The following is a 20,307-nucleotide window of genomic DNA, read 5'->3' as shown; positions in this document are numbered from 1 at the left end:
ATGCGGGACAACAACTGGACCACTCGGCGTGACAACAACTGGACGTGAGTGATCTCGCCCACGAGCGCGCGGCTTCGCGAAGGGAGGTGAACGTAGTGCGTGACAACAACTGGACGACCCGACGTGACAACAACTGGACGTGATGTGTCAGGAACCGTGTTCGCCAACGGGTGTCGTCCCGCCGACCGGACCCACGGGATCTTCGGGTTCCTCAGGGCCGCGGCGGGACGACACCGCCCGTGACCAGCCCACTCCGGCGACGAAGGCGACCACCACGCCGGCGATCGCCGCGACGGTGACCACGGTGGTCGGCGCGACGACCTGGGCCAGCAGCCCGGCCGCCGCGATCCCCACCGCCTGAGCCGCCCGCAACGCCGCGATCGCGACCCCGATCACCTGGCCGCGATGGGCGGCCGGCGCGGCGAGGCTGTACTGCGTCTGCGTGATCATGTCGTGCGCGGAGAACACGCCCGAGATCGTCCACAGCACGACGATCGTGACCAGGCCGGGGGCCCAGCCGGTCGGGATCAGCACCAGGCTGCTCACCACCGTCAGCGCGCCCAGCACCCGGATCTGCCGTTCGCGCGGGATCCGGCTCAGCAGGAGACCGCCGAGCACCGAACCGACCGGGTTCGCGGCCAGCAGCCACGGCAGCGCGCCCGCGCCGCCCAGCTCGGCGGCGACCGGGACGGCGAGGCCCTCGGGTACGACGTAGAAGCCGCAGCAGCAGGCGATGAGCAGCAGCCAGCGCAGTTTGCGGTCGCGCGCCACCAGGCGGCAGCCCTCGATCAGGGACGGGCGTTCGTGGTGGACGGGTGCCGAGGGCGGGAAGCGTTCGAGCCCGAAGCGAAGCATGAGCGCCGACAGCGCGAACGTCCCCGCGTCGATCAGCAGTGCTCCGGGCACGCCGAGGCCGGTGACGACGGCGGCGCCCGCGCCGAAGCCCACCACGAGCCCGGCTTGGTACGTGGACGAGATGACGGCCTGGCCGACGACCAGCCGGTCCGGATCGAGCAGATCCGGCAGCATCGCCTGGCGGGCCGCGTGGAACGGCCCGGCCATGAGCTGGACGAGGAACAACAGCGCGGCCGCGGCGGGCAGCGGGAGGCCGGGCACCGCCATCAGCGCGATCAGGACCGCGCGGCCGACGTCGGTCACCACCATCACGGTGCGTCGCGAGAACCGGTCCGCGACGCCGCCCAGCGCGCCGCCGAGGAGGTCCGGCACGAAGGTCAGCGCGTACGCCGCCGAAGCCCAGCCCGCCGACGACGTCCGGTCGAACACCAGCACCGTGAGCGCGACCCTGGCCAGCTGGTCGCCGGCGACCGAGAGCAGATGCGCGAGCCAGATCCGGCGGAATCCGGCGACCGCGAAGACGCTGCGGAACGACGCCGCTCGGGCTGGCATGCGCTTCAGGCTGTCCTGAAGCGGCCACTTTGCGCAACCCTCGGAAAAAATCCGTCCGCCATGTCGAACCACCGCGGGCCCGTTCGACGTGTCTGTAGAGAGAAGGAACGGAGAATCCGATGTCGCATTCACTGGGCCCGCTGGCGAACAACCTCGCCGCCTACGCCATCTACTCGACCGCGCAGACCGAGATGCGCCACGCCTACAAGCTGATCGAGGCGGGCGACTACCTCGGCGCCGCCGCGGAGATCGATTCCGCCGCGCACGCCGCCGAGGTGCTCGCCCGCGCCACCTCCGATCTGGACGCCGAGCGTTCGGAACGATGGCTCAGAGTCGTCGTCGCGCGGAGGCGGTTCGCCGACCAGGCCCGGGCACGGGCCTCGGACACCGTCCTGTCGCTCGCCGCCTGATTCAGCCGCCGGTCGCGTAGGCGGAGCCGATCCAGGCCTCGTCCACCCGCAGCCGCTCGATGCCCTGGCTGTCGACCTTCTCGACGCGGACGTGCCGCGCGGTCGTCACGGGCAGGTCGATGAACTGCACACCGCGGTGGTTCGGCAGCGAGCCGGTCTTCACCGGCGAACCCCAGTTCTGCCCGTCCGCGCTGACATAGACCCGGTAGTTCTTGATCCGCGCCGAATTCGACGCCGGGTAGGTGGTGGAGTCCTCGCGCTGGTTGATCCCGATGTATTGGATCCGCTTCGGCGCGCCGAGATCGAACCGCAGCGACACAGGCCGAGCGGACGTCGCGTCCCAATAGGTCGCGTAGTCGCCGTCCGCGGCGGCCTTGGCGGGATGTCCGCTGCCGGAGGCGCTCGCGCTCATCGTGTACGACGACGGCGGGTAGACGCCTTCGCGTCCGCCGGTCTCCACCGCGAACACGGTGTCGTACCGGTCCCAGGACGAGAGCCCCGTCAAGGTGAGCCGTCCGCCGGACTGACTGTGCGCGATCGCCGCGCCGGTGCGCAGGTTCGTCACCCGCTTGACCCGGTAGCCGTTGTCCCGTAACGAAAGCGTGCTTCCCGACGGCGGGGTGAGCACATGGAGATAGTGCTTGTCCGGGTCGGTCTTGGACACCGTCGTGACGCCGTGCGCGCCGTCGTTCCAGAAACCGGGTGCGAAACCGCCGTGGTCGTAACCGCCGCCGTGGGTGCCGTCGACCGCCGTCCAGATCTTGTCGAAGAACCCGGCGGCGAAGTCGTTGAACGCCTCCTGGTTCGCGGGGAACCGCCCGTTCACCATGGCGGTCTCGGCCATCAGCGCCTTGACGTCCGAACCCTTGTTGGCCAGGTACCGGCCCAGCGTCAGCCGATAGTCGACCGGCGGGTTCGAGCCGCTGTACCACCACGCGCCGGTCGTGGGGAGTTTGAAGCACGCCTCGATCAGCCGCGGCGCGGCCGTGTAGACCGCCTGCGGGTAGTCGTAGGCCGGGGTCATGCCGGTCTTCTGCTCGTTGCTGATCGTGTCCATGATCGGCGTGTCCTCGTTGTTGTTGCTGAGCAGGTAGTCCGGCCGTTCCCGGCGGACACGCTCGTAGAGACCGTTGCGCTCCCAGTACGCGTTGTCGTTGTCGATCCAGAACCCGGCGAGATCGGGGTAGCGCCGCATGACCTCGACGAAGTTGTCGTAACCGAATTCGCCGAAGCCGTCGCGCGTGTGCAGGTCGACCTGCTTGCCCTTGTACTTCGAGTACGCGGACGAGTTCAGCCAGCTCTTGCCCGAGCCGAGACCTTCGTTGAACCACTTGGGATCGTCGGTCATGTAGTTGATGACCTTGACGCCGCCCGCCTTACCGGCGGCGATCAGCTCACCGAGGAAATCCCGTTTGGTGGAGCAACTTCCCGGCACTTCGGAAGGCCATGCCCTGGCGTAGCCGAGCCTGCTGTGGAACGACGCCAGCACGACGTACTGCGCGTGCAGTTTCTTCGCCTCGTCGATCCAGTACTTCGCGGTCCATCCGCCGTCGGTGACCGCCTTTTCCCAGGCGGCGCAACTGGTGTAGCCCGGGGAGGTGCGCATTCCCCAATGCAGGAACAGGCCCGCGGTCGAGGCGCGCAGCCAGCCCTGGCGTGGATGGTTGAGTTCGGCGTTCGCGGGTGTCAGCCCCGCGAAGAGGAGTACGAGGGCCACTAGGACGCCCAGTTTCTTGCCCAGCACGAGCCAGCCTCCTGACGACGTCCCCTACGGCGGGCGAAGACGTGCTCGGTGATGTATACGGCCATGGTCGCGGTGAAGGCCGGTCACCGGCAAGAGGCGTTCCCGCTCAACGGAAAGCGCGTCGATAGGTGCCCGGGCTGACACCGGTCGTGCGCTTGAACCGGTCGCGGAACGAGGTGGGTGAACCGAAACCGACTTCGGCGCCGATCCGTTCGACGGCGTACTCGGTGGTCTCCAGCAGATGCTGCGCCTGCCGGACCCGGGTCCGGTGCAGCCACTGCAACGGCGTCGTCCCGGTCTGCTCACGGAAGTGCCGGATCAGCGTGCGCGTGCTCATCCCGGCGCGCGTGGCGATGTCGGCCAGCGTGAGCTCGCGCGAGAGATTTTCCTGCATCCACAACAGAGTCGGCTCCAGCGTGGCGCCACGGGGCGCGGGTGGATGCCGCAACGCGATGAACTGCGCCTGGCCGCCCTCGCGTTCGAGCGCCATGACCGAAAGGCGGGCGGCGTCGGCCGCGATCGCGGAACCGTGGTCCCGCCGGATCAGGTGCAGGCACAGATCCAGGCCCGCGGCGGCGCCCGCGGACGTCAGGATCCGCCCGTTGTCGACATAGAGCACGTCCGGGTCGACGTCGACCTCCGGGTACGCCGCGGCCAGTGCCTCGGCGGCGACCCAGTGCGTCGTGGCGCGAAGGCCGTCGAGCAGACCCGCGGCGGCGAGAATGAAGGTGCCGGAACAGATCGAGGCGATCCGGGTGCCCCTCGCGGCGGCCGAAGTCAGCGCGTCGCGGACGGATTCCGGCAACGTCCGGGTCGGTTCGGCGGTGCCGGGGACGATGATCGTGCCCGCCTCGCGCAACGCGTCCAGTCCCCGCGGCGCGCGCAGGGTGAAGTGACCGGCGTCGACTTCCGGGTGTTCCGCGCAGACGACCACCCGATAGCCCGCGCTTCCGTCGGCGAGCCGGGTCCTGGTGAAGACCTCGATCGGCGTCGAGAGATCGAACGGGATCACCTTGTCCAGCGCGAGGACGGCGACGGTGTGCATGGACCGCAACGTACCCGCCCGATGGCGAGATCCCGTTGGAAGGCGTCGTTCACGCCACTGGGAGCGGGCGCCGCCCGGTTCTAGCGTCGAACCATGGTGATCATCGCGCCGATTCTCGTCGGCCTCGTCTACGTCGTACTGATGTCGCTGATCCACGAGCCGCACCGCCGCCGCTTCAACGCGGTCATGATCGCCGGCGCCGGTGCGGCCTACGCCAGCGGCGGCGGGCTCGGGATCTGGGAACTCGTCTTCACCGCACTGATGGCCTATGTGGCGTACCGCGGGCTCGAATCGTGGACGTTCATCGGGATCGGCTGGCTGCTGCACACGGCTTGGGACGTCGTGCACCACCTGAAGGGTGCCCCGATCATCCCGTTCCTGGACGATTCGTCGTTCGGCTGCGCGATCTGCGACCCGGTGATCGCGATCTGGTGTTTCGCCGGCGGACGATCGGTGACGGACTTCTTCCGCGCCCGTGTCGGTTCGCGTCGTCCGCGTTCGTCGGTGGAGTGAACCGACCGGACGAAGGGAAGCTGAAATGACGGTGATCGTGGCGGGAAAGGTGTACGTCGACCCGGAGGAACGGGACCGGTACGTCGAGGGACACCAGGTCTCGTACTCCGGGCACCCGTTCGACTGACCACGGTGGAGAGCCGTACTTGACCTTGACATCGTGACAAGGTCTTCACTGGAGCGCAGGAGGTGATCCCCATCAACACGACACAGAGGACTTCACCGGACCTGCGCGTGCTCGACGCGCTCAGCTCCGAAAGCTCGTCGACGCGGCTCCAGGCGGCGCTGGCGGCCGGGACGCATCCGGACGTCCGGTTCGTCGACCCGCTCGTGGCGCGGTGCGCGATCGAGCCGGACTTCTACGTCCGGGACATGCTGACCTGGGCGTTGACCCGGCTGCCCGCCGAGAAGACGGTGCCGGTGCTGCTGGCCGAGCTCGGTTCGGAGGTCGCCCAGGCCCGGAGCCAGGCGTTGCACACGCTGTCCAAGATCGGGGACCGCGCCGCGTGGCCCGCGATCACGCGGCCGCTGCTGCACGACGCCGACGACGAGGTCGCCCGCAGCGCGTGGCGTGCCGCCGTCGTCCTCGTCCCCGACGGGGAGCGGGCCCGGCTGGCCCGTGACCTGGCCGACCAGTTCGGCCGCGGCGACCGGACGGTGCGGCTGAGTCTCAGCAGGGCGCTCGTCGCGCTCGGACCCGTGATCGAGCCCGTCTTGCGGAAGGCCTTGGAGAGTGCCGACCTGGAGGTGTGCGCGCACGCCCGCGCCACGGAGCGGTTGCTGCGCGACCCGGACTCCGGTTTCGACGAGTCGAAACGGATCGTCGCGCTGGGCCAGGAGGGAGCTTGATGCTGATCGGTGAGGTGGCGCGCCGCTCGGGGGTGAGCAGCCGGATGCTCCGGCATTACGACTCCCTCGGGCTGGTGCGCCCGACCGGCCGCACCTTCGGCGGCTACCGCGAGTACTCCGACGAGGACATCCGCCGGATCTTCCACGTGGAGAGCCTGCGGTCCCTCGGCCTGTCGCTGCGCGAGATCGGCCGCGCCTTGGAGGATCCGGCCTTCGAGCCGTCCGATCTCGTGGGTGACCTCATCCGGCGGACCGAGGAGCGCCTGAACCGGGAGCAGGAGCTGCTCGATCGGCTCCGTGCGGTCGACGGTTCGGCACCCACGGGCTGGGAAGGAGTCCTGCGCATCGTCGAGCTTCTGCACGGGCTCAACTCGCCCCACGCGGCCCGACGGCAGCAAACCGTCCTGGCCCCGGCCGAGGACGCCCCGGTTCCCACCGAACTGCTGGCCGGGGCGGTCCTCGCCGAAGCCGATCCGAACGTCGCCGGAGCTCTGCGATGGGCACTCGCGAGGGCGGGCGGTGACGGCGTGGCGAGCCTGGCGTCCGGTGCGCGTTCGGACGACGTCGACGTCCGGCGGCGCGCGATACTCGCGATCGCCGGGATGCCCGGTGACGAGGCGACCGCTGCACTGGCGGAGGCACTCGGCGACGCGGACCCGGCGGTCCGCGCCCGCGCCGCGCTGGCCCTGGGGTCGCGTGGTGAGAGCGCGGCGGTGCCGGAGCTCGTCCGCATGGTGGTCGAGGGCACGTCCGACGTCGAGGCGGCCGAGGTCCTCGGCACGTTGGCACGTGACGCCAGTGCCGCGGACCGGATCATGAGCGCGTTGACCGGCGAGCTCGCCACCGTGGACCCGGCGGCGCGGATCCGCCTCACCCAGGCCCTCGTCGAGATGCCGCCCGCGCTCGCGCTGGACGTGCTGCGTGACCTGGCCGAAGACGACGATCGCACCGTCGCCCTCCTCGCTTCGGCCCTCGCGGGAGCGCTCGGCTCCCCTGGGTGAGGTGGCTTGGCCACCGGGCCGTTTGATGCGAACATATGTTCTATGACGACCGAGGGTCCCATCCTGCACGCCGACCTGGACTCGTTCTACGCGTCGGTCGAGCAGCGTGACGACCCGAGGCTCCGCGGACGGCCGGTCATCGTCGGCGGCGGGGTCGTGCTGGCGGCCAGCTACGAGGCGAAGGCGTACGGCGTGCGCACGGCGATGGGCGGCGGCCAGGCGCGGCGGCTGTGCCCGGACGCGATCGTGGTCCCGCCCCGGATGCGCGCGTATTCGGCGGCGAGCAAGGCGGTCTTCGAGGTCTTCGGCAACACCACGCCGCTCGTGGAAGGCATTTCGATCGACGAGGCCTTCCTCGACGTCGGCGGGCTGCTGAAGATCGCGGGCACACCGAGCCGGATCGCCGCGAAGCTGCGGAAGGACGTTCTGGAGCAGGTCGGTTTGCCGATCACCGTCGGCGTCGCCAGGACGAAGTTCCTCGCGAAGGTGGCCAGCGGGGTCGCGAAACCCGACGGCCTGCTCGTCGTGCCGCACGACAAGGAGCTGGAGTTCCTGCATCCGCTCCCGGTCGAGCGGCTGTGGGGCGTCGGCAAGGTGACGGCGCGGAAGCTCCGCGAGCGCGGGGTGACGACGGTCGGGCAGATGGAGGGGTTCGGGGAGAAGGAACTCGTCCGGATGCTCGGCCGCGGCGTCGGCGCCCATCTGCACGCCTTGTCCCACAACGACGACCCCCGCCGCGTGCAGACGGGCCGTCGCCGCCGGTCGATCGGGGCACAGCGTGCGCTCGGCAGCAGGCCGCGTTCGCCCGCCGAGCTCGACGCGACGCTGCTGACGCTGGCCGATCGCCTCGCCCGCCGTCTGCGTGCGGCGCACCGGGTGTGCCGCACCGTCGTGCTGCGGATGCGGTTCGCCGATTTCACCAAGGCGACGCGTTCGCACACCCTCATGGAGGCCACCGAGCAGACCGGCGCGATCGTCGCGGCGGCGCGTGAGCTGCTCGCGACGGCGAGACCGCTGATCGACGAACGCGGTCTCACGCTGATCGGGCTCGCGCTCACGAATCTGTCGAAGGACGACGCGATCCAGCTGGCCCTGCCGTTCGGGGCGAAACCGAGGGACGCGCTCGACTCGACGCTCGACACCGTCCGAGACCGGTTCGGTTCGACGTCCATCACGCGCGCGGTGCATCTCGGGCAGGTCGAGGAGCCGTGGGTGCCGCTCCTGCCGGACTGAACCCGTCGCTAGGGTGTTCCGGTGGCGGAAGTCGAGATCTACACCGATGGCGCGTGCAGCGGGAATCCCGGTCCCGGCGGCTGGGGCGCGGTGCTGCGGTACGGCACCGTCGAGAAGGAGATCTACGGCGGGGATCCCGGGCCGACCACGAACAACCGGATGGAGCTGACCGCGCCCATCGAGGCGCTGGAAAGCCTGAAGCGCCGGGTCACGGTGGACATCTACACCGACAGCACCTACGTCCGGAACGGCATCACCAGCTGGGTGCGGAACTGGAAGAACAACGGCTGGATGACCTCGGCCAAGACGCCGGTCAAGAACGCCGATCTGTGGCGCCGTCTCGACGAGGCCGCGTCACGGCACGAGGTCGAGTGGCATTGGGTCAAAGGCCACGCCGGGCATCCGGAGAACGAGCGAGCGGACCGGCTCGCCGTGAAAGGCGTGGAAGAGGTCGTGGGACGACCTGTGGTCCAGCCCGGCGAGCGGTCCGCTCAGCAACGTTGAAAGACGCCTTCAGCAGCTGACGTTCACCTTCGCGCTCCTGGCGAAGGAGACGTGGACGTGGTCCATGTGGTTGGCGGTCGCGCCGCCTCGGTCCTCCATGGTGTCCCAGCCGCTGCCGTCGTTGTAGCGCTGGCGCCAGATGACGTACGTGATGCCGAAGTCCTTCTGGTTGGCCAGGAGGTACTCGGCGATCGCGTTGCCGGTGGCGGTGTCCACCATGAAGTCCAGCGCGAGGCCGGAAGGGTGGTCGCTGGCGTTCGCCCGGCCGGCGACACCGCCGATGTTCGTCACGCCGAACTTCGCCTTCACGTGGTTACCGACCTGGGCCACATGCGGTTTCGTACCGGCGAGGCTGGTCGAACACGCCGTCGCGGCGGGCACGGTCTTCTTGACCGGGGCGGGGGCCTTGGTCGACGTCGTCGGCTTCGGGGGAGCCGAGGAGGTCGACGGGGGCGGGGTCGTGCTGGAGGGCGGGGTGCTGCTGGTCGACGGCGGGGGAGTCACGCTGGAGACCGGGGGAGCCTTCAGCGCGAGCGCGGCGCTGGCCGCTTCGACGTCGGGAGAGTCCACGGAGGTCAGCCACATCGACGCCGGGAGCGCCGTGGCGACCGCTGCCGCGATACCCGCGGGGAGCTTCCACTGCGGAGCCTTGTTCTTGCGATGTCTGCCGGCCATTTCTCTGATCACTCACCACTTCGGGGACGGGAACTCGCGTCGGGGGCCGCGAGCTCCGGGCAACATTACGAAAAGGACACGGCAATGTCACGCCCGAGTGTGTTCGCCCACAGTTACCTTGATCGTTGAACCAAAAGAGGCTCACGCCCGTACAGATACGAGAAGTGCTTTTATGTGAGCACTGTGGGTGACGAATTCAGTCCGCTTTGCAGGATTGGAAGTACATCGGCCCATCCGGTGAGGTCACGTTGACCCCATGGGGACGCGGAGCCCGGTCGGTCGCCGCCGAGGCGGCGATCGCCGTGCAGACCAGCTGGTTGATGGCCTGATTGGACAATTTTCGCACCGGGAACGGCACCACCATGGACGCCGGGTCGCCCGAGTACACCTCGACCCGGCCCACCTCCGGCGGGACGAACGTGGTGAGGCCCTGCGCGGCTTCCCGCTCCGTCGGTCCCTTCAGCAGCATCGTGACCGCGCCTTCGGGGGAGATGAAGCCTTCGCTGGGCCGGGTCACCGGGATGACCCGGCCATCGGAGACGAAGTAGAGCGTCAGACCGCCGAAAACCTGCTTCCCCTCGGTGTTGCGGATGGACGGTCCGGGCCCGGCCGGGACGACACCGGTCGGCTGGACACCGCAGGCTGCCGCCAGGGCCGCGGTCGCGAGGGCGAGCAGTACGCGGGTCTTCCTCAACGCGTCCCTCCTTCGGTCCGGTGCGGCAGGCGCAGCACGAACCGGGCGCCGTGCCCGGTGTCGGCCGCGGTGATGTCGCCGCCGTGCAGACGGGCGTTCTCCAGCGCGATCGCCAGCCCGAGCCCGCTGCCTTCGGAGCGGGCGCGGGCGGTGTCGGCCTTGGTGAACCGGTCGAACACATGCGGCAGGACCTCGGGATCGATCCCGGGTCCGTGGTCCTCGACCGCCAAGGTGACGCCGTCGCCGTCGGCGCGCAGCCGGACCTCGATCGGGGCCGCGCCGTGCCGGAACGCGTTGCCGACCAGGTTGGCCACGATCAGGTCGAGCCGCCGCCGGTCCACCCGGGCGAGAACGCCTTCCGGCAGGTCGGTGACCAGGTCTTCGCCGTCGCGCCAGCCGCGGGCGTCGAGACTGTCCCGGACCGCCGTCGCGAGATCCCATTCGTCGAGCACGAGTTCGGCGCGGCCCGCGTCGAAGCGGGAGATCTCGACCAGGTCCTGCACCAGCCGCGTCAGCCTCCGGGTCTCGCCGGAGACCAGCCGCGCCGCGACGGCGGTGTCCGGCGGCAGCGCCTCCGCGTCTTCGTCGAGGACGTCGGTGACCGCGTTCATCGCCGCGAGCGGGGTGCGGAGTTCGTGCGAGACGTCGGCCACGAACCGGCGGGCGTCGGCCTCCATCGCTCTCAGCTCACCGACCGTGCGTTCCAGTTCGGCGGCGGTGTTGTTGAAGGTCGTGACCAGTTCGGCCAGCTCGTCGGAGCCCTTGGCGGGCAGCCGGACGTCGAGCCTGCCTTCGCCGAGCTGGGCGGCGGCGGTGTTGAGCGCCCGGACCGGCCTGAGCACCTGTCTCGCCGCGAGCAGGGCGAGCGCCGCGGCCAGTGGGAGAGCCAGCGCGGCCATCTGCCAGGCGGATTTCGCGAGTTCGCCGATGGCCTGTTGCTGCTGGACGAGCGAGGTGAGGGAGTACACCTCGACGCCGCTGTTCTTCATCGACCCGTCGGGTTGCCTGGCCAGCACCGGCAGCCCGACCAGCAGTTCCGGGATGGTTTCGCGGTCCACGCGCTGGAACTGGATGCGGCTGTCGTTCGCGACGGTCTGCCGCAACTCGGGGGAGAAGGTGGTCAGGTCCGGGCCGTTGACCGACCGCAGGTTGCGGTAGACCGCGACGGCGTTCAACCGCAGGCTGCCGGCGAAGTCGTTGAGCTGGTCCTGGGTCGGCGGCGTGGACAGGGGGCGGCCGTAGGCGCTGACGCGGTCCTTCAACTGGTTCATGGCCGCGTCCTGGACCGCTTCGAGGATCGCGTTGCGGGCCGAGACGTAACTGGCGCCCGCCGCAGCCGCCGCCCCGATGATCGTCATCACCGCGAACGCCAGGATCAGCCGGGGCCGCAGCCCGGAGAGCAGCCTCATGAACGGCCGAACCGGTACCCGAAGCCGCGGACGGTCTGGATGTGGTCGGGTTTCGCGGGCACGTCTTCGATCTTCGCGCGCAGCCGCTGGACACAGGCGTCGACCAGCCTGGAGTCGCCGAGGTAGTCGTGATCCCAGACGGCGGAGAGGATCTGCTGGCGGCTGTAGACCTGGCCTGGCGTCCGCGACAGCTCCAGCAGCAGCTTCAGCTCGGTGGGGGTCAGCGAGACCGGCTCGCCGTTCTTCGTGACCACCAGCCCGGCCCGGTCGATGACCAGGCCGCCGTGCCGTTCCCCGGCGTCGTCGTCGCTCGCGGGCTTCTCGCTCACCGCGCGGCGCAGCACCGCCCGGATCCGGGCGTCGAGCACGCGGGGCTCGATCGGCTTGGTGACGTAGTCGTCGGCACCCGCCTCCAGCCCGGCCACGATGTCGAAGTCGTCGCTGCGGGCGGTGAGCATGATGATCGGCACCTCGCCCGCCGAGCGGATGCGGCGGCAGGTCTCGAAGCCGTCGATGCCGGGGAGCATCAGGTCGAGTACGACGATGTCGGGCTGGAACACCCGCAGTTTCTCCAGCCCGAGCTCACCGCTCTCGGCGGTGTACACGGTGTGCGCCTGCCGGCGCAGCGCGAGTTCCAGCCCCTCCCGGACGGACGCGTCGTCTTCGATCACAAGGACACTTGCCACGCCGCCATTATTCGGATGTCTCCGCGCGTGTGCGACTCGGCTCGATCTTGTAGCAGAACCATGACATTGTCCGGACCTCACGGCTAAACGGCGTGGGGACAGTGAGACGCATGGCCCTACTCACCCACGAAGCGAAGCCGACCCCCGCCCGCCGTCCGCTGCCGGGACGGCACGCCGAGACCAGGCGGACCCTGTCCAGGGCCGCGTTCCAGCTCGCCACCGGACTGGGACTGGCCGCCGCGTTCGTCGTGACCTACGTGCTGTTCGTGCACACGTCGGCCGGGCAGCTCGCGGAGAACGGCGTGGTACGGAGCGCGCAGTCCGGTCGCTGGTCCACAATGGACTGGGCGGGCCCGCTGCGCGACCAGGACATGGTGCTCGTGATCGGCGCCGCCGGGATCGGGCTCGTCGTCCTCGCGCTGCTCCGGCGCAAACCCGGCCTCCTGATCCCCGCGCTGAGTGTCCTCGTGCTCCCGCTCGTCGCCGCGCAGCTGCTCAAGCTCTACGTCCTCGTCCGTCCCGAACTGCCCGACGGCGGTCGAGGCCCGGGACACAACAGCTTCCCCAGCGGTCACGTCAGTGCCGCCATGGCCATCCTGATGGCCCTCGCATTCGTTCTGCCCCAACGGTTCCGTCCGGTGATCATCGGGATCGGCGGCGTCGCCGTCGCCTGGGTCGCGTCGTCGACCATCGCGCTGGGCTGGCACCGGCTCAGCGACACGGCGGGTGCCTGCCTGCTCGGGGCGTCGTTCGCCTGCCTGCTCGCCGCCTGGCTGACCACCCGCCGCCGCGACCTGCGCCGCACGCCCGCCTACCTGGTCGCGTTGGCCACGGTGCTGCCGACCGGGATCGTCTTGATCGGATTCGCGGTACTGAGCACGGCTACCGACGGCGCCGCCCAGTTCGTCGCCGCGCTGGTGCTGGCGGCCCTGTCCGCTGTGGGGGTCGTGCTGGTGGCGCTGTGGCCGCTGCGCGGGTCCGCGTTCGAACGGCGGACCGGTGTGGAGACCCGGGTGGTCGACGATCTGCTCGAGACCCGCCTCGTGACCCGCCCCTGACGCGCCTTGGGCCGTAACTCGCGTGATCGGGGACGTAACTCGCGTGATTGGAGGCGTAACTCGCGAGTTACGCCTCCAATCACGCGAGTTACGGCTGGAGACACGCGTCTTACGTCAGTCGCGGCGCGAGTCACCGGCCCGGCTCAGGGGTGACGTCGGGGTCCGCGGCGACGGGGGGATCGCGGAGGGCGCCACGACCACCCGGTTCCGCCCGCTCCGTTTCGCTTGGTACATGGCCGCGTCCGCGGCGCGGAAGAGTTCGCCGTAGTCCGTCGAGTGCTCCGGCGACAGCCCGACGCCGATCGACACGGTGCATCCGTGGATCGGTCCCACCGCGCGGGGTTCGTTGGTCGCGTGCCCGCTGGCGAGTTCGGTCAGGCCGGTGATCGCGGTCTTCGCGACGGCCACCCGGATCCGCTCGGCGATCCGCATCGCCTCCTCGCGGGTGGTGTCCGGCAGCAGTACCGAGAACTCCTCGCCGCCCCACCGCCCGACGACGTCGGTGGAGCGGGTGTTCTGCCGCAGCACGGCGCTGACACAGCCGAGCACGATGTCGCCGCCGGAATGCCCGTACTTGTCGTTCCACTGCTTGAAATGGTCGAGGTCCAGCATCAGGAACGCCGTCGGCCGCCGCCCGGTCTGGTCTTCGAGCAGCCGGAGGGCGGCCGGGGCGTGGAAGGAGTCTTCGGTCAGCAGCCCGGTCTTCCGGTCACGCTGGCTGCGCGCGATCGTGTCCGCCAGCGCCTGCGAGAGCCGGGTCGAGCGCAGCGCGATCCCGATCATCACCAGCGGCACCAGCGCGATGTTGACCGCACCGAGGATCGTCGTGCACGCGGCGAGTTGCAGCGCGTAGACGAAATCCGCGTTGTCGGCCCAGCTGCCGATCAGCTTCTGCCGCCGCCAGCCGCCCCACGCCAGGCCGCGCGCGATGCTGATCAGCAGCGTTTGCGACGCGAAGTACCAGAGCGCGGCGCCCACCAGCGCGAAGGCGGCGACCACGATGTCGCCCGGACGCTGGGGGAGCGTGCCCGATTCGAGCCAGGTGTGCAGTGACGTCAGCTCGGTGATCGTGTGCACGCCGAGAATGGAGGCGGCGTGCGCGGCGGTGGTGAAGAGGAAGGTCGTCATCGCCTTGTGCGCGATGGAGTAGCGCTGCACGCGCACCATCAGCAGCAGCGCGAGCGACAACGTGGGCGGCAGCAGGACGGCCGCGCCGCCCAGCCAGACGGCGGTCTGGTCGATGTGCTCGCCGCGCCGGTCGTCGGCCCGGCGTTGCTCCTCGGGATGCTGTGTCTGGACGAGATACCAGATCGTGCAGCCCGCGATCACGCCGAAGCGGACGAGGTCCGTGGCCGTGGCGTAGGCCCTGAAACCGCTGTAGAGCGCCCAGACCGCGACCGCGATCTCGGTGCCGAGCATCCAGAAGACCGCCGCGGGCGGCAGGCGCCACAGCTCCCACCCGGCCGGATGCCGCAGGGTGTTCCAGGCGCGGCCACGCAGCCGCCAGACGCGGGCGGAGGCGAGGCCGACGGTGTCGGCGAATCCCCGGAGCGAACCGCGCGGCCGCGCCGAGACCGTGTCACGGTCGTGCTTGCCGAACTCGCTGACGAGGGTCACCTCCAACCCGTTACGCACCGCACCCGCTTCGATCTTGCTGGGTAACCACAAGAGGGTGACAGGGGGACCGCGTTGACGATCGCGTGAGACAGGCTGATACCCGCGTTCGCCGGACGCGATTCCGCCTCCGGCTGGCATGGTGGCTCGTATGCCTGACGCTGCATACGACGCCGCCGCGGTTCCCGTGATGTTCGGCCCGGACTTCGACAGGGATCCCTCGCCCGCCTACGAATGGCTTCGGAGCAACGCGCCGGCGTTCCGGCTCCCGCTCCCCGGCGACACGTGGACCTGGTTGCTGACCAGGCACGCGGACGTCGTTTCCGCGATGGCCGACCCCCGGTTGTCCAAATGCCCGTCCGTCGCCGCGGAGCACTGGCGCAAGGCCAATCTCGGACTGCCCGCCGACCATCGGCCGTCGCTCATCGGGCATATGAACAACGTCGAAGGCGAGGAACACGCGCGGCTGCGCAAGGCCTGCGCCGGCGCGTTCGGTCCGCGGCGGCTGCAGCATATGCGCGACCGCACGCATCAGCTCGCGAACGAGCTGCTCGACCCGATCCTGGACCGGGGCGAAGGCGACCTCGTCGAGGATTTCGCGTACCCGCTGGGAATCCGGTCGATCTGCGAGCTGATCGGCATCCCGGACAACCTGCTCGACGAGGTCCGCCCGCCCGCGCTGGTGGTCGCCGCCGGCGACGTCACGGACATGGCGTCGATGCTCAAGGCGACCGACGACCTCGACGCGCTGCTCGCCGACGTCGTCGCCCGCAAACGCGCCGAACCGGGGGCGGATCTGATCAGCGATCTGCTCACTCAGGAGGCCGCCGGGAAGCTGACCGGCGACGAGGTCGCCGCGACGGCGTTCCTGTCCCTGATCGCCGGGCACGAGACGACGATCAGCCTCATCGCGTCCACCGCGCTGACCCTCGTCACGCATCCGGAGGAGGCGGCCCGCGCCCGCGCCGACGGCTCCCACCTGACGCTCGTCATCGAAGAGGTCCTGCGCCGCGACACCCCGTTGCAGAACACCAGCTGGCGTTTCGTCACCGAACCGATGGAACTCGCCGGGCAGCGGATGGCGGCGGGCGATCCGATCCTGTTGTCGTTGCTGGCGGCCAATCGCGATCCGGAGGTGCACCCCGAACCGCTCGCCTTCCGCCCTGGCGAGCGGCCGGTGCGGCATGTGGCCTTCGGCGTCGGCCCGCATATCTGCATCGGCGCCGCGCTCGCGCGGATGCAGGCGTCCGCGGCCCTGGAGACGTTGTTCGACCGCGCGCCGTCGATGACGCTGACCGTGCCGGAGGACCGGCTCGTGTGGTGGCCGAGCGCCATCACCCGCGGCCTGCACAACCTGCCGGTGAAGCTCTAGGCCGCACCTTCGAGACGGCCCCGCAGCACGTTCGCCTTCCGGTCGTCGAGATCCATGACGAGCTGGAGCGCGTCGCGCCAGACGGCCATGGCCTCGTCGGTGTGCCCCTGAGCGGCCAGCGCGCAGCCGCGTTCGTCGAGCGCGTCGGCCTGCCCCCAGACGTCGCCGCAGTTCCGGTAGGCGGTCAGCGCCTGCTCGCAGTACCCGAGCGCCTGTTCCAGGTCGCCGAACCGGCGGCAGGTCCTGGCGAGCGGCACCAGCGCGAAGCCCATTCCGTGCTGGTCGGAGTCCTTCGCGTAGGCGTCGAAGGCGCGCAGACCGTGATCGAGGGCCAGGTCCCGTTCTCCGAGGTCACGGTAGGCGCGGCCGAGATGGACCCGCGCGGTCGCTTCGCCGAGCTGGTAGCCGATCCGTGCGTTCACCTCCACGCTCTGCCCGGCGAGCCGTACGGCTTCGGCGTAGTCCTCGCGTTCGTGCGCGATGTTGCCGAGCCCGACCAGCGCCCAGCCGAGGCTCGGGTTCTCGCCGATCTCCTCGGAGATCTCGACGGCCTGGCCGAACAGTTCGCTCGCGCGGCCGAGGTCGCCACGCCGCCGGTGCGCCTCGGCGAGGTTGATCGCCGACCACGCCAGCCCGCCGAGGTCACCGCCCGCCTTCGCGGACTCGATCGCCACCTCGTGACTGGAGATCCACGTCTGCCACGGCCTGCCGAGCAGGTGGTAGTCGAACAGCTCCACCGGCAGCCGCCAGCCGATCTCGTACAGCCCGTGGTCCAGCGCCAGCCGGGCGACGCCGGTGATACTCGGCATCTCCGACGCGCACCAGATGTAGGCCTCGTCGAACGTGGCGAACCGGAGCGGCTCGACACCTTCGGGCGCGGGACCCAGATCGATGTGGTGGTCGCGGGCCGGGGTCAGCGTCCAGCTCGCGGCGTTCGCCGCGTACAGATACCAATGGGCCAGCCGGGAGACCGCCGCCTGCCGCTCGTCCCGCCATCGCTCGGCACCGGCCTCTTCGGCGGCGTAGACGCGGAGCAGGTCGTGGAACCGGTAGTACTCCGCGCCGACCTGCTGGACGAGGTGCGCGTGCACGAGTTTGTCGAGCAGCCGTCGCGCGTCGTGCCCGGGCAGCCCGGCGAGCGCGGCCGCCGCGCCCGCGGTGAACCGCGGGCCGGGATGGAGGCCGAGCAGCCGGAACATCCGGGCGGTGTCGGCCTCCAGCGCGCGATACGACCAGCTGAAGGCGGCCTTGACCCCGACGGTGTCGTCGTCGACCGCGAGCAGTTCCAGCCGCCGCCCCTCGGCGACGAGCTCACGGGCGAGGTCGCCGACGCTCTGATGAGGATGGGCGGCGACCCGTTCGGCGGCGATGTTCACCGCGAGCGGCAGTGCCGCGCACAGCCGGACGAGCCTGCCGACACCTTCGGGATCGCGCGCCGCGCGTTCGTCGCCGATGAGGTCGGCCATGAGCCGCGTCGCTTCGAGCTCTTGCAGTGGTTCCAAGGAAACCTGGACCGCGCCGCTGCCGACGACCAGCCCGGAAAGCCGTCGCCTGCTGGTGATCAGCACGGTGGTGTCCGGGGTGCCGGGCAGCACCGGCCGCACCTGAGGCGAGTCGAGGGCGTTGTCCAGTACGACGAGGGTGCGCTGGCCGCGTAACAGGCCGCGCAGGAGCGCGAGCCGCATGTGCTCCTCGGCGGGGACACGGTCGGGGCGGACACCGACGCAGCACAGGAGGTCGTCGAGGATGTCGGCGGGTTGCGCGGGCGAGCCCGCCGCGTAGCCGCGCAGATCCGACCAGAGCACGCAATCGAACTCTTCTTGGCGCCGGTTCGCCCAATTCAGCACGAGCGCGGTCTTCCCGACCCCGGGCGGTCCGGCGACGAAGACCACTTTCGCCGTTTCGGTGAACACTTTTTCGTCCAGCAGAGCCAAATGTTCTTCGCGGCCGACGAAATGATCAGGCGGCGGGGGAAGATGCACATACGGTTCCGCGCGGGCGGCCTCGGCGAGCACGATCAGTGCCCCGCCCGCACCCAGCGCGCGATCGCAGGCTTCGGCGAATTCCGCGCTCGGCGGGGTGAGCCCGCGTTCGACGCGGCTGATGAGACTTTTGTCGACATAGGCGAGTTTCTGAAGCTCGCGCAACGCCAGCCCGCAGGCCTGCCGCCGTTGCCGCAAGGCGCGGCCGAACGTCGCCGCGGCCGTCGAAACCGGCCTCGGTTCAGCGCGTGCTTTCCCGGTCTCCCCGGATCTGGCCGAACCGGAATTCTCGGTCACCAGAAGCACCTTTCTCCCCGCTTCGCGGCAGATCGTGCCACAACCTTCCCATTACCTGGGTCACAACACGGCCACTGGGTGTGCGGAGGTGTGAAGCCTGCCCCCAAACTGTGCGAGAACGCGCCCGTTCCCCACCGGTGCGCCAGTCGAAAGGGAGGTGGATCATGCGCGACCGCGAAATGTGAGCAGGCCCTGTTCCGCCTTGCGAACACCGGGCGAGTGCTGATCTCCTCGGAAACCGGCCGTGGCCGTCCCCAGCGGCGGCCACGGCCGGGTCCTTTCGGAACATGTAGGACCGCTTAACGTCGGTGTAGATCTTTTCACTTGTCCTGACGAGTCGCCCAAGGCAGCTTGGAGAGGTATCGAGCGGCCCGGCGAAAGGAACGAAGTGAGCATCGGCGCGCCAAGAACCCTGGCCCGGATGGGCGTTCTCGCTCTGTTGTGGGGATCCGGGTTCCTGTGGATCAAGCTCGCCCTGACCGGGCTGCCGCCCGTTCAGGTGACCGTCATCCGCTGCGCCCTCGGCGCGGCCGTCCTTCTCGTGCTGAGCCGCTGGGCCGGCCAGCGCCTCCCGCGCGGCCGCCGGATCTGGGGCAGGCTCCTCGTCGCCGCTTTCTTCTGCAACGCTTTGCCGTTCGCGTTGTTCAGCATCGGTGAACTGACCGTCGATTCCGGCGTGGCGGGGGTGATGAACGCGACGACACCGCTGTGGTCGTTGCTGATCGGCATCGGGATCGGCACCGAACGGCGGCTCACGGTGATCCGGGTGGGCGGGCTGGTCCTCGGTTTCGCCGGCATCCTGCTGATCTTCGCGCCCTGGCAGAAGAGCGGCGTGCTGGGCTGGGGGACGCTGGCCCTGCTCGGCGCCGGGATCAGCTACGCGATCGCTTTCGCTTACATGGGAAGGAAACTCGTCGGCGAAGGCGGTCCGATCGCGATCTCCGCCGCACAGTTGCTGACCGCCACCGGGCTGAGCGCGCTCGCGCTGCCCTTCGACGCCGCACCGGCCGGGGCGCTGAACGTGACCGCGGTGCTCGCCGTCGTGGTACTCGGGATCTTCGGCACCGGCGTCACCTTCTACCTCAACTACCGGCTCATCGCCGACGAAGGCGCGACCTCCGCGGCGACCGTCGGTTACCTGCTGCCGGTCGTCTCGGTCGCGCTGGGCGCGATCGTGCTCGGCGAGGACCTCGGCCCGCGGGTGCTCGCCGGGATGGCCGTGGTGCTGCTCGGAGTCGCGCTGACGCGCTACGTGAGGTCTTCGGCGAGCAAGTCCATCAGCAATCCGTCGTGCCAGCCGTCGCCGTCGGTGTCGCGTTCGTAGCCGCGCATCACGCCGACCTCGCGGAAGCCGACGGCCTTGTAGCAGCGGATGGCGGCGTCGTTGTCCACGGCGGGATCGATCACCAGCCGATGGTGCCCGCGATCGTGCAGGAGGTGCCGTGCCATCGTGCGGACGGTGTCCGTGCCCAGCCCCCGGCCGTGCGCCGCCGGGTCGAGGAAGAGGTCGACCGACGCGTGCCGGTACATCGGGTCCTCCTCTTCGCCGTACTGGACGAAGCCTCGGACGACGCTCCCTTCCAGTACCGTGAAACAGGCGGTCGTGGGGTCGTCGAACGGCCAGGTGGGGGAGTCGTCGACCGAACCCCAGCGCGCCCCGACCTCGGCCGTGCCGCGGATACGCCGCAGGTCCGGGACGTGGGCCTCGGTGACCGGGGTCAGTGTCACGATCTCCCCGCGCAACTCGGTGGTCAGTTCCCGCTCCGTCCGCTCGTCCGAATGGCGCCAGTCTAGGGAGAAACCGGCGGAGGCGC

General features: G+C 69.9%; 19 protein-coding genes. 9 read left to right on the top strand and 10 right to left on the bottom strand.

Going from position 1 to position 20,307, the window contains the following annotated elements:
- Positions 1–147: 147 nt before the first annotated feature.
- Positions 148–1,407 carry an MFS transporter gene (locus ACIBTM_RS06185; RefSeq protein WP_395875458.1) on the bottom strand — a complete coding sequence of 420 codons (1,260 nt, stop codon included), beginning with the start codon at positions 1,405–1,407 and terminating at the stop codon, positions 148–150.
- A gap of 119 nt (positions 1,408–1,526) precedes the next feature.
- Between ACIBTM_RS06185 and ACIBTM_RS06180 the strand changes: the two genes are divergently transcribed.
- On the top strand, positions 1,527–1,817 hold the full coding sequence (locus tag ACIBTM_RS06180) for a hypothetical protein (protein WP_395875457.1): 291 nt from the start codon (positions 1,527–1,529) through the stop codon (positions 1,815–1,817).
- A 1-nt stretch (position 1,818) separates the two neighbouring features.
- Here the strand turns inward: ACIBTM_RS06180 and ACIBTM_RS06175 are convergent, their stop codons facing one another.
- Positions 1,819–3,561 (bottom strand): discoidin domain-containing protein, encoded by a 1,743-nt coding sequence (locus tag ACIBTM_RS06175; protein ID WP_395875456.1) that lies wholly within the window; start codon positions 3,559–3,561, stop codon positions 1,819–1,821.
- 106 nt (positions 3,562–3,667) lie between these two features.
- On the bottom strand, positions 3,668–4,606 hold the full coding sequence (locus ACIBTM_RS06170) for a GlxA family transcriptional regulator (protein WP_395875455.1): 939 nt from the start codon (positions 4,604–4,606) through the stop codon (positions 3,668–3,670).
- 93 nt (positions 4,607–4,699) lie between these two features.
- On the opposite strand from ACIBTM_RS06170, the gene ACIBTM_RS06165 reads away from it, so the two are divergent.
- The 5 genes from ACIBTM_RS06165 (at position 4,700) to rnhA (ending at position 8,706) form a co-directional block, all read left to right on the top strand.
- A complete protein-coding gene (locus ACIBTM_RS06165) occupies positions 4,700–5,119 on the top strand; it encodes a DUF6010 family protein (RefSeq protein ID WP_395875454.1) in 420 nt (139 codons plus the stop codon).
- A gap of 189 nt (positions 5,120–5,308) precedes the next feature.
- Positions 5,309–5,968, top strand: a complete 660-nt coding sequence (locus tag ACIBTM_RS06160; protein WP_395875453.1) for a HEAT repeat domain-containing protein — start codon at positions 5,309–5,311, stop codon at positions 5,966–5,968.
- Positions 5,968–6,969 (top strand): MerR family transcriptional regulator, encoded by a 1,002-nt coding sequence (locus ACIBTM_RS06155; protein WP_395875452.1) that lies wholly within the window; start codon positions 5,968–5,970, stop codon positions 6,967–6,969. Before ACIBTM_RS06160 ends, ACIBTM_RS06155 begins: the two co-directional genes overlap by 1 nt.
- 42 nt (positions 6,970–7,011) lie before the next feature.
- Positions 7,012–8,202, top strand: a complete 1,191-nt coding sequence (gene dinB / locus ACIBTM_RS06150) for a DNA polymerase IV (protein ID WP_395875451.1) — start codon at positions 7,012–7,014, stop codon at positions 8,200–8,202.
- A 21-nt stretch (positions 8,203–8,223) separates the two neighbouring features.
- Positions 8,224–8,706 (top strand): ribonuclease HI, encoded by a 483-nt coding sequence (gene rnhA, locus ACIBTM_RS06145; RefSeq protein WP_395875450.1) that lies wholly within the window; start codon positions 8,224–8,226, stop codon positions 8,704–8,706.
- 9 nt (positions 8,707–8,715) lie between these two features.
- On the opposite strand, the gene ACIBTM_RS06140 is transcribed toward rnhA, so the two are convergent.
- From ACIBTM_RS06140 to ACIBTM_RS06125, 4 genes are all read right to left on the bottom strand, one after another.
- Positions 8,716–9,381 (bottom strand): hypothetical protein, encoded by a 666-nt coding sequence (locus tag ACIBTM_RS06140; protein WP_395875449.1) that lies wholly within the window; start codon positions 9,379–9,381, stop codon positions 8,716–8,718.
- A 196-nt stretch (positions 9,382–9,577) separates the two neighbouring features.
- Entirely contained in the window at positions 9,578–10,075 is a 498-nt protein-coding gene (locus ACIBTM_RS06135) for a hypothetical protein (protein ID WP_395875448.1), read from the bottom strand.
- Complete coding sequence (locus tag ACIBTM_RS06130) at positions 10,072–11,484, bottom strand: ATP-binding protein (protein WP_395875447.1); 1,413 nt, start codon at positions 11,482–11,484, stop codon at positions 10,072–10,074. The genes ACIBTM_RS06135 and ACIBTM_RS06130 overlap by 4 nt, the downstream gene beginning before the upstream one ends.
- Positions 11,481–12,170: a response regulator gene (locus tag ACIBTM_RS06125; RefSeq protein ID WP_395875446.1), complete on the bottom strand. Its 690-nt coding sequence runs from the start codon at positions 12,168–12,170 to the stop codon at positions 11,481–11,483. The genes ACIBTM_RS06130 and ACIBTM_RS06125 overlap by 4 nt, the downstream gene beginning before the upstream one ends.
- Before the next feature lie 110 nt (positions 12,171–12,280).
- Here ACIBTM_RS06125 and ACIBTM_RS06120 point away from each other — a divergent pair, with 110 nt between their 5' ends.
- Positions 12,281–13,228 carry a phosphatase PAP2 family protein gene (locus ACIBTM_RS06120; protein WP_395875445.1) on the top strand — a complete coding sequence of 316 codons (948 nt, stop codon included), beginning with the start codon at positions 12,281–12,283 and terminating at the stop codon, positions 13,226–13,228.
- Positions 13,229–13,342: 114 nt separating this feature from the next.
- Here the strand turns inward: ACIBTM_RS06120 and ACIBTM_RS06115 are convergent, their stop codons facing one another.
- Positions 13,343–14,863: a GGDEF domain-containing protein gene (locus ACIBTM_RS06115; RefSeq protein WP_395875444.1), complete on the bottom strand. Its 1,521-nt coding sequence runs from the start codon at positions 14,861–14,863 to the stop codon at positions 13,343–13,345.
- Between the two features lie 130 nt (positions 14,864–14,993).
- On the opposite strand from ACIBTM_RS06115, the gene ACIBTM_RS06110 reads away from it, so the two are divergent.
- Positions 14,994–16,214: a cytochrome P450 gene (locus tag ACIBTM_RS06110; protein WP_395875443.1), complete on the top strand. Its 1,221-nt coding sequence runs from the start codon at positions 14,994–14,996 to the stop codon at positions 16,212–16,214.
- On the opposite strand, the gene ACIBTM_RS06105 is transcribed toward ACIBTM_RS06110, so the two are convergent.
- Complete coding sequence (locus ACIBTM_RS06105; protein WP_395875442.1) at positions 16,211–18,493, bottom strand: tetratricopeptide repeat protein; 2,283 nt, start codon at positions 18,491–18,493, stop codon at positions 16,211–16,213. The genes ACIBTM_RS06110 and ACIBTM_RS06105 overlap by 4 nt on opposite strands.
- Before the next feature lie 388 nt (positions 18,494–18,881).
- On the opposite strand from ACIBTM_RS06105, the gene ACIBTM_RS06100 reads away from it, so the two are divergent.
- Positions 18,882–19,817, top strand: coding sequence for a DMT family transporter (locus tag ACIBTM_RS06100; protein ID WP_395875441.1), 936 nt, complete (start codon positions 18,882–18,884; stop codon positions 19,815–19,817).
- Here the strand turns inward: ACIBTM_RS06100 and ACIBTM_RS06095 are convergent.
- On the bottom strand, positions 19,742–20,248 hold the full coding sequence (locus tag ACIBTM_RS06095) for a GNAT family N-acetyltransferase (protein ID WP_073847202.1): 507 nt from the start codon (positions 20,246–20,248) through the stop codon (positions 19,742–19,744). The genes ACIBTM_RS06100 and ACIBTM_RS06095 overlap by 76 nt on opposite strands.
- Positions 20,249–20,307 lie beyond the last annotated feature (59 nt).

The organism is Amycolatopsis sp. NPDC049868 (assembly GCF_044461365.1).
GTDB lineage: Bacteria > Actinomycetota > Actinomycetes > Mycobacteriales > Pseudonocardiaceae > Amycolatopsis.
This window is presented reverse-complemented; position numbering and strand designations above follow the sequence as displayed.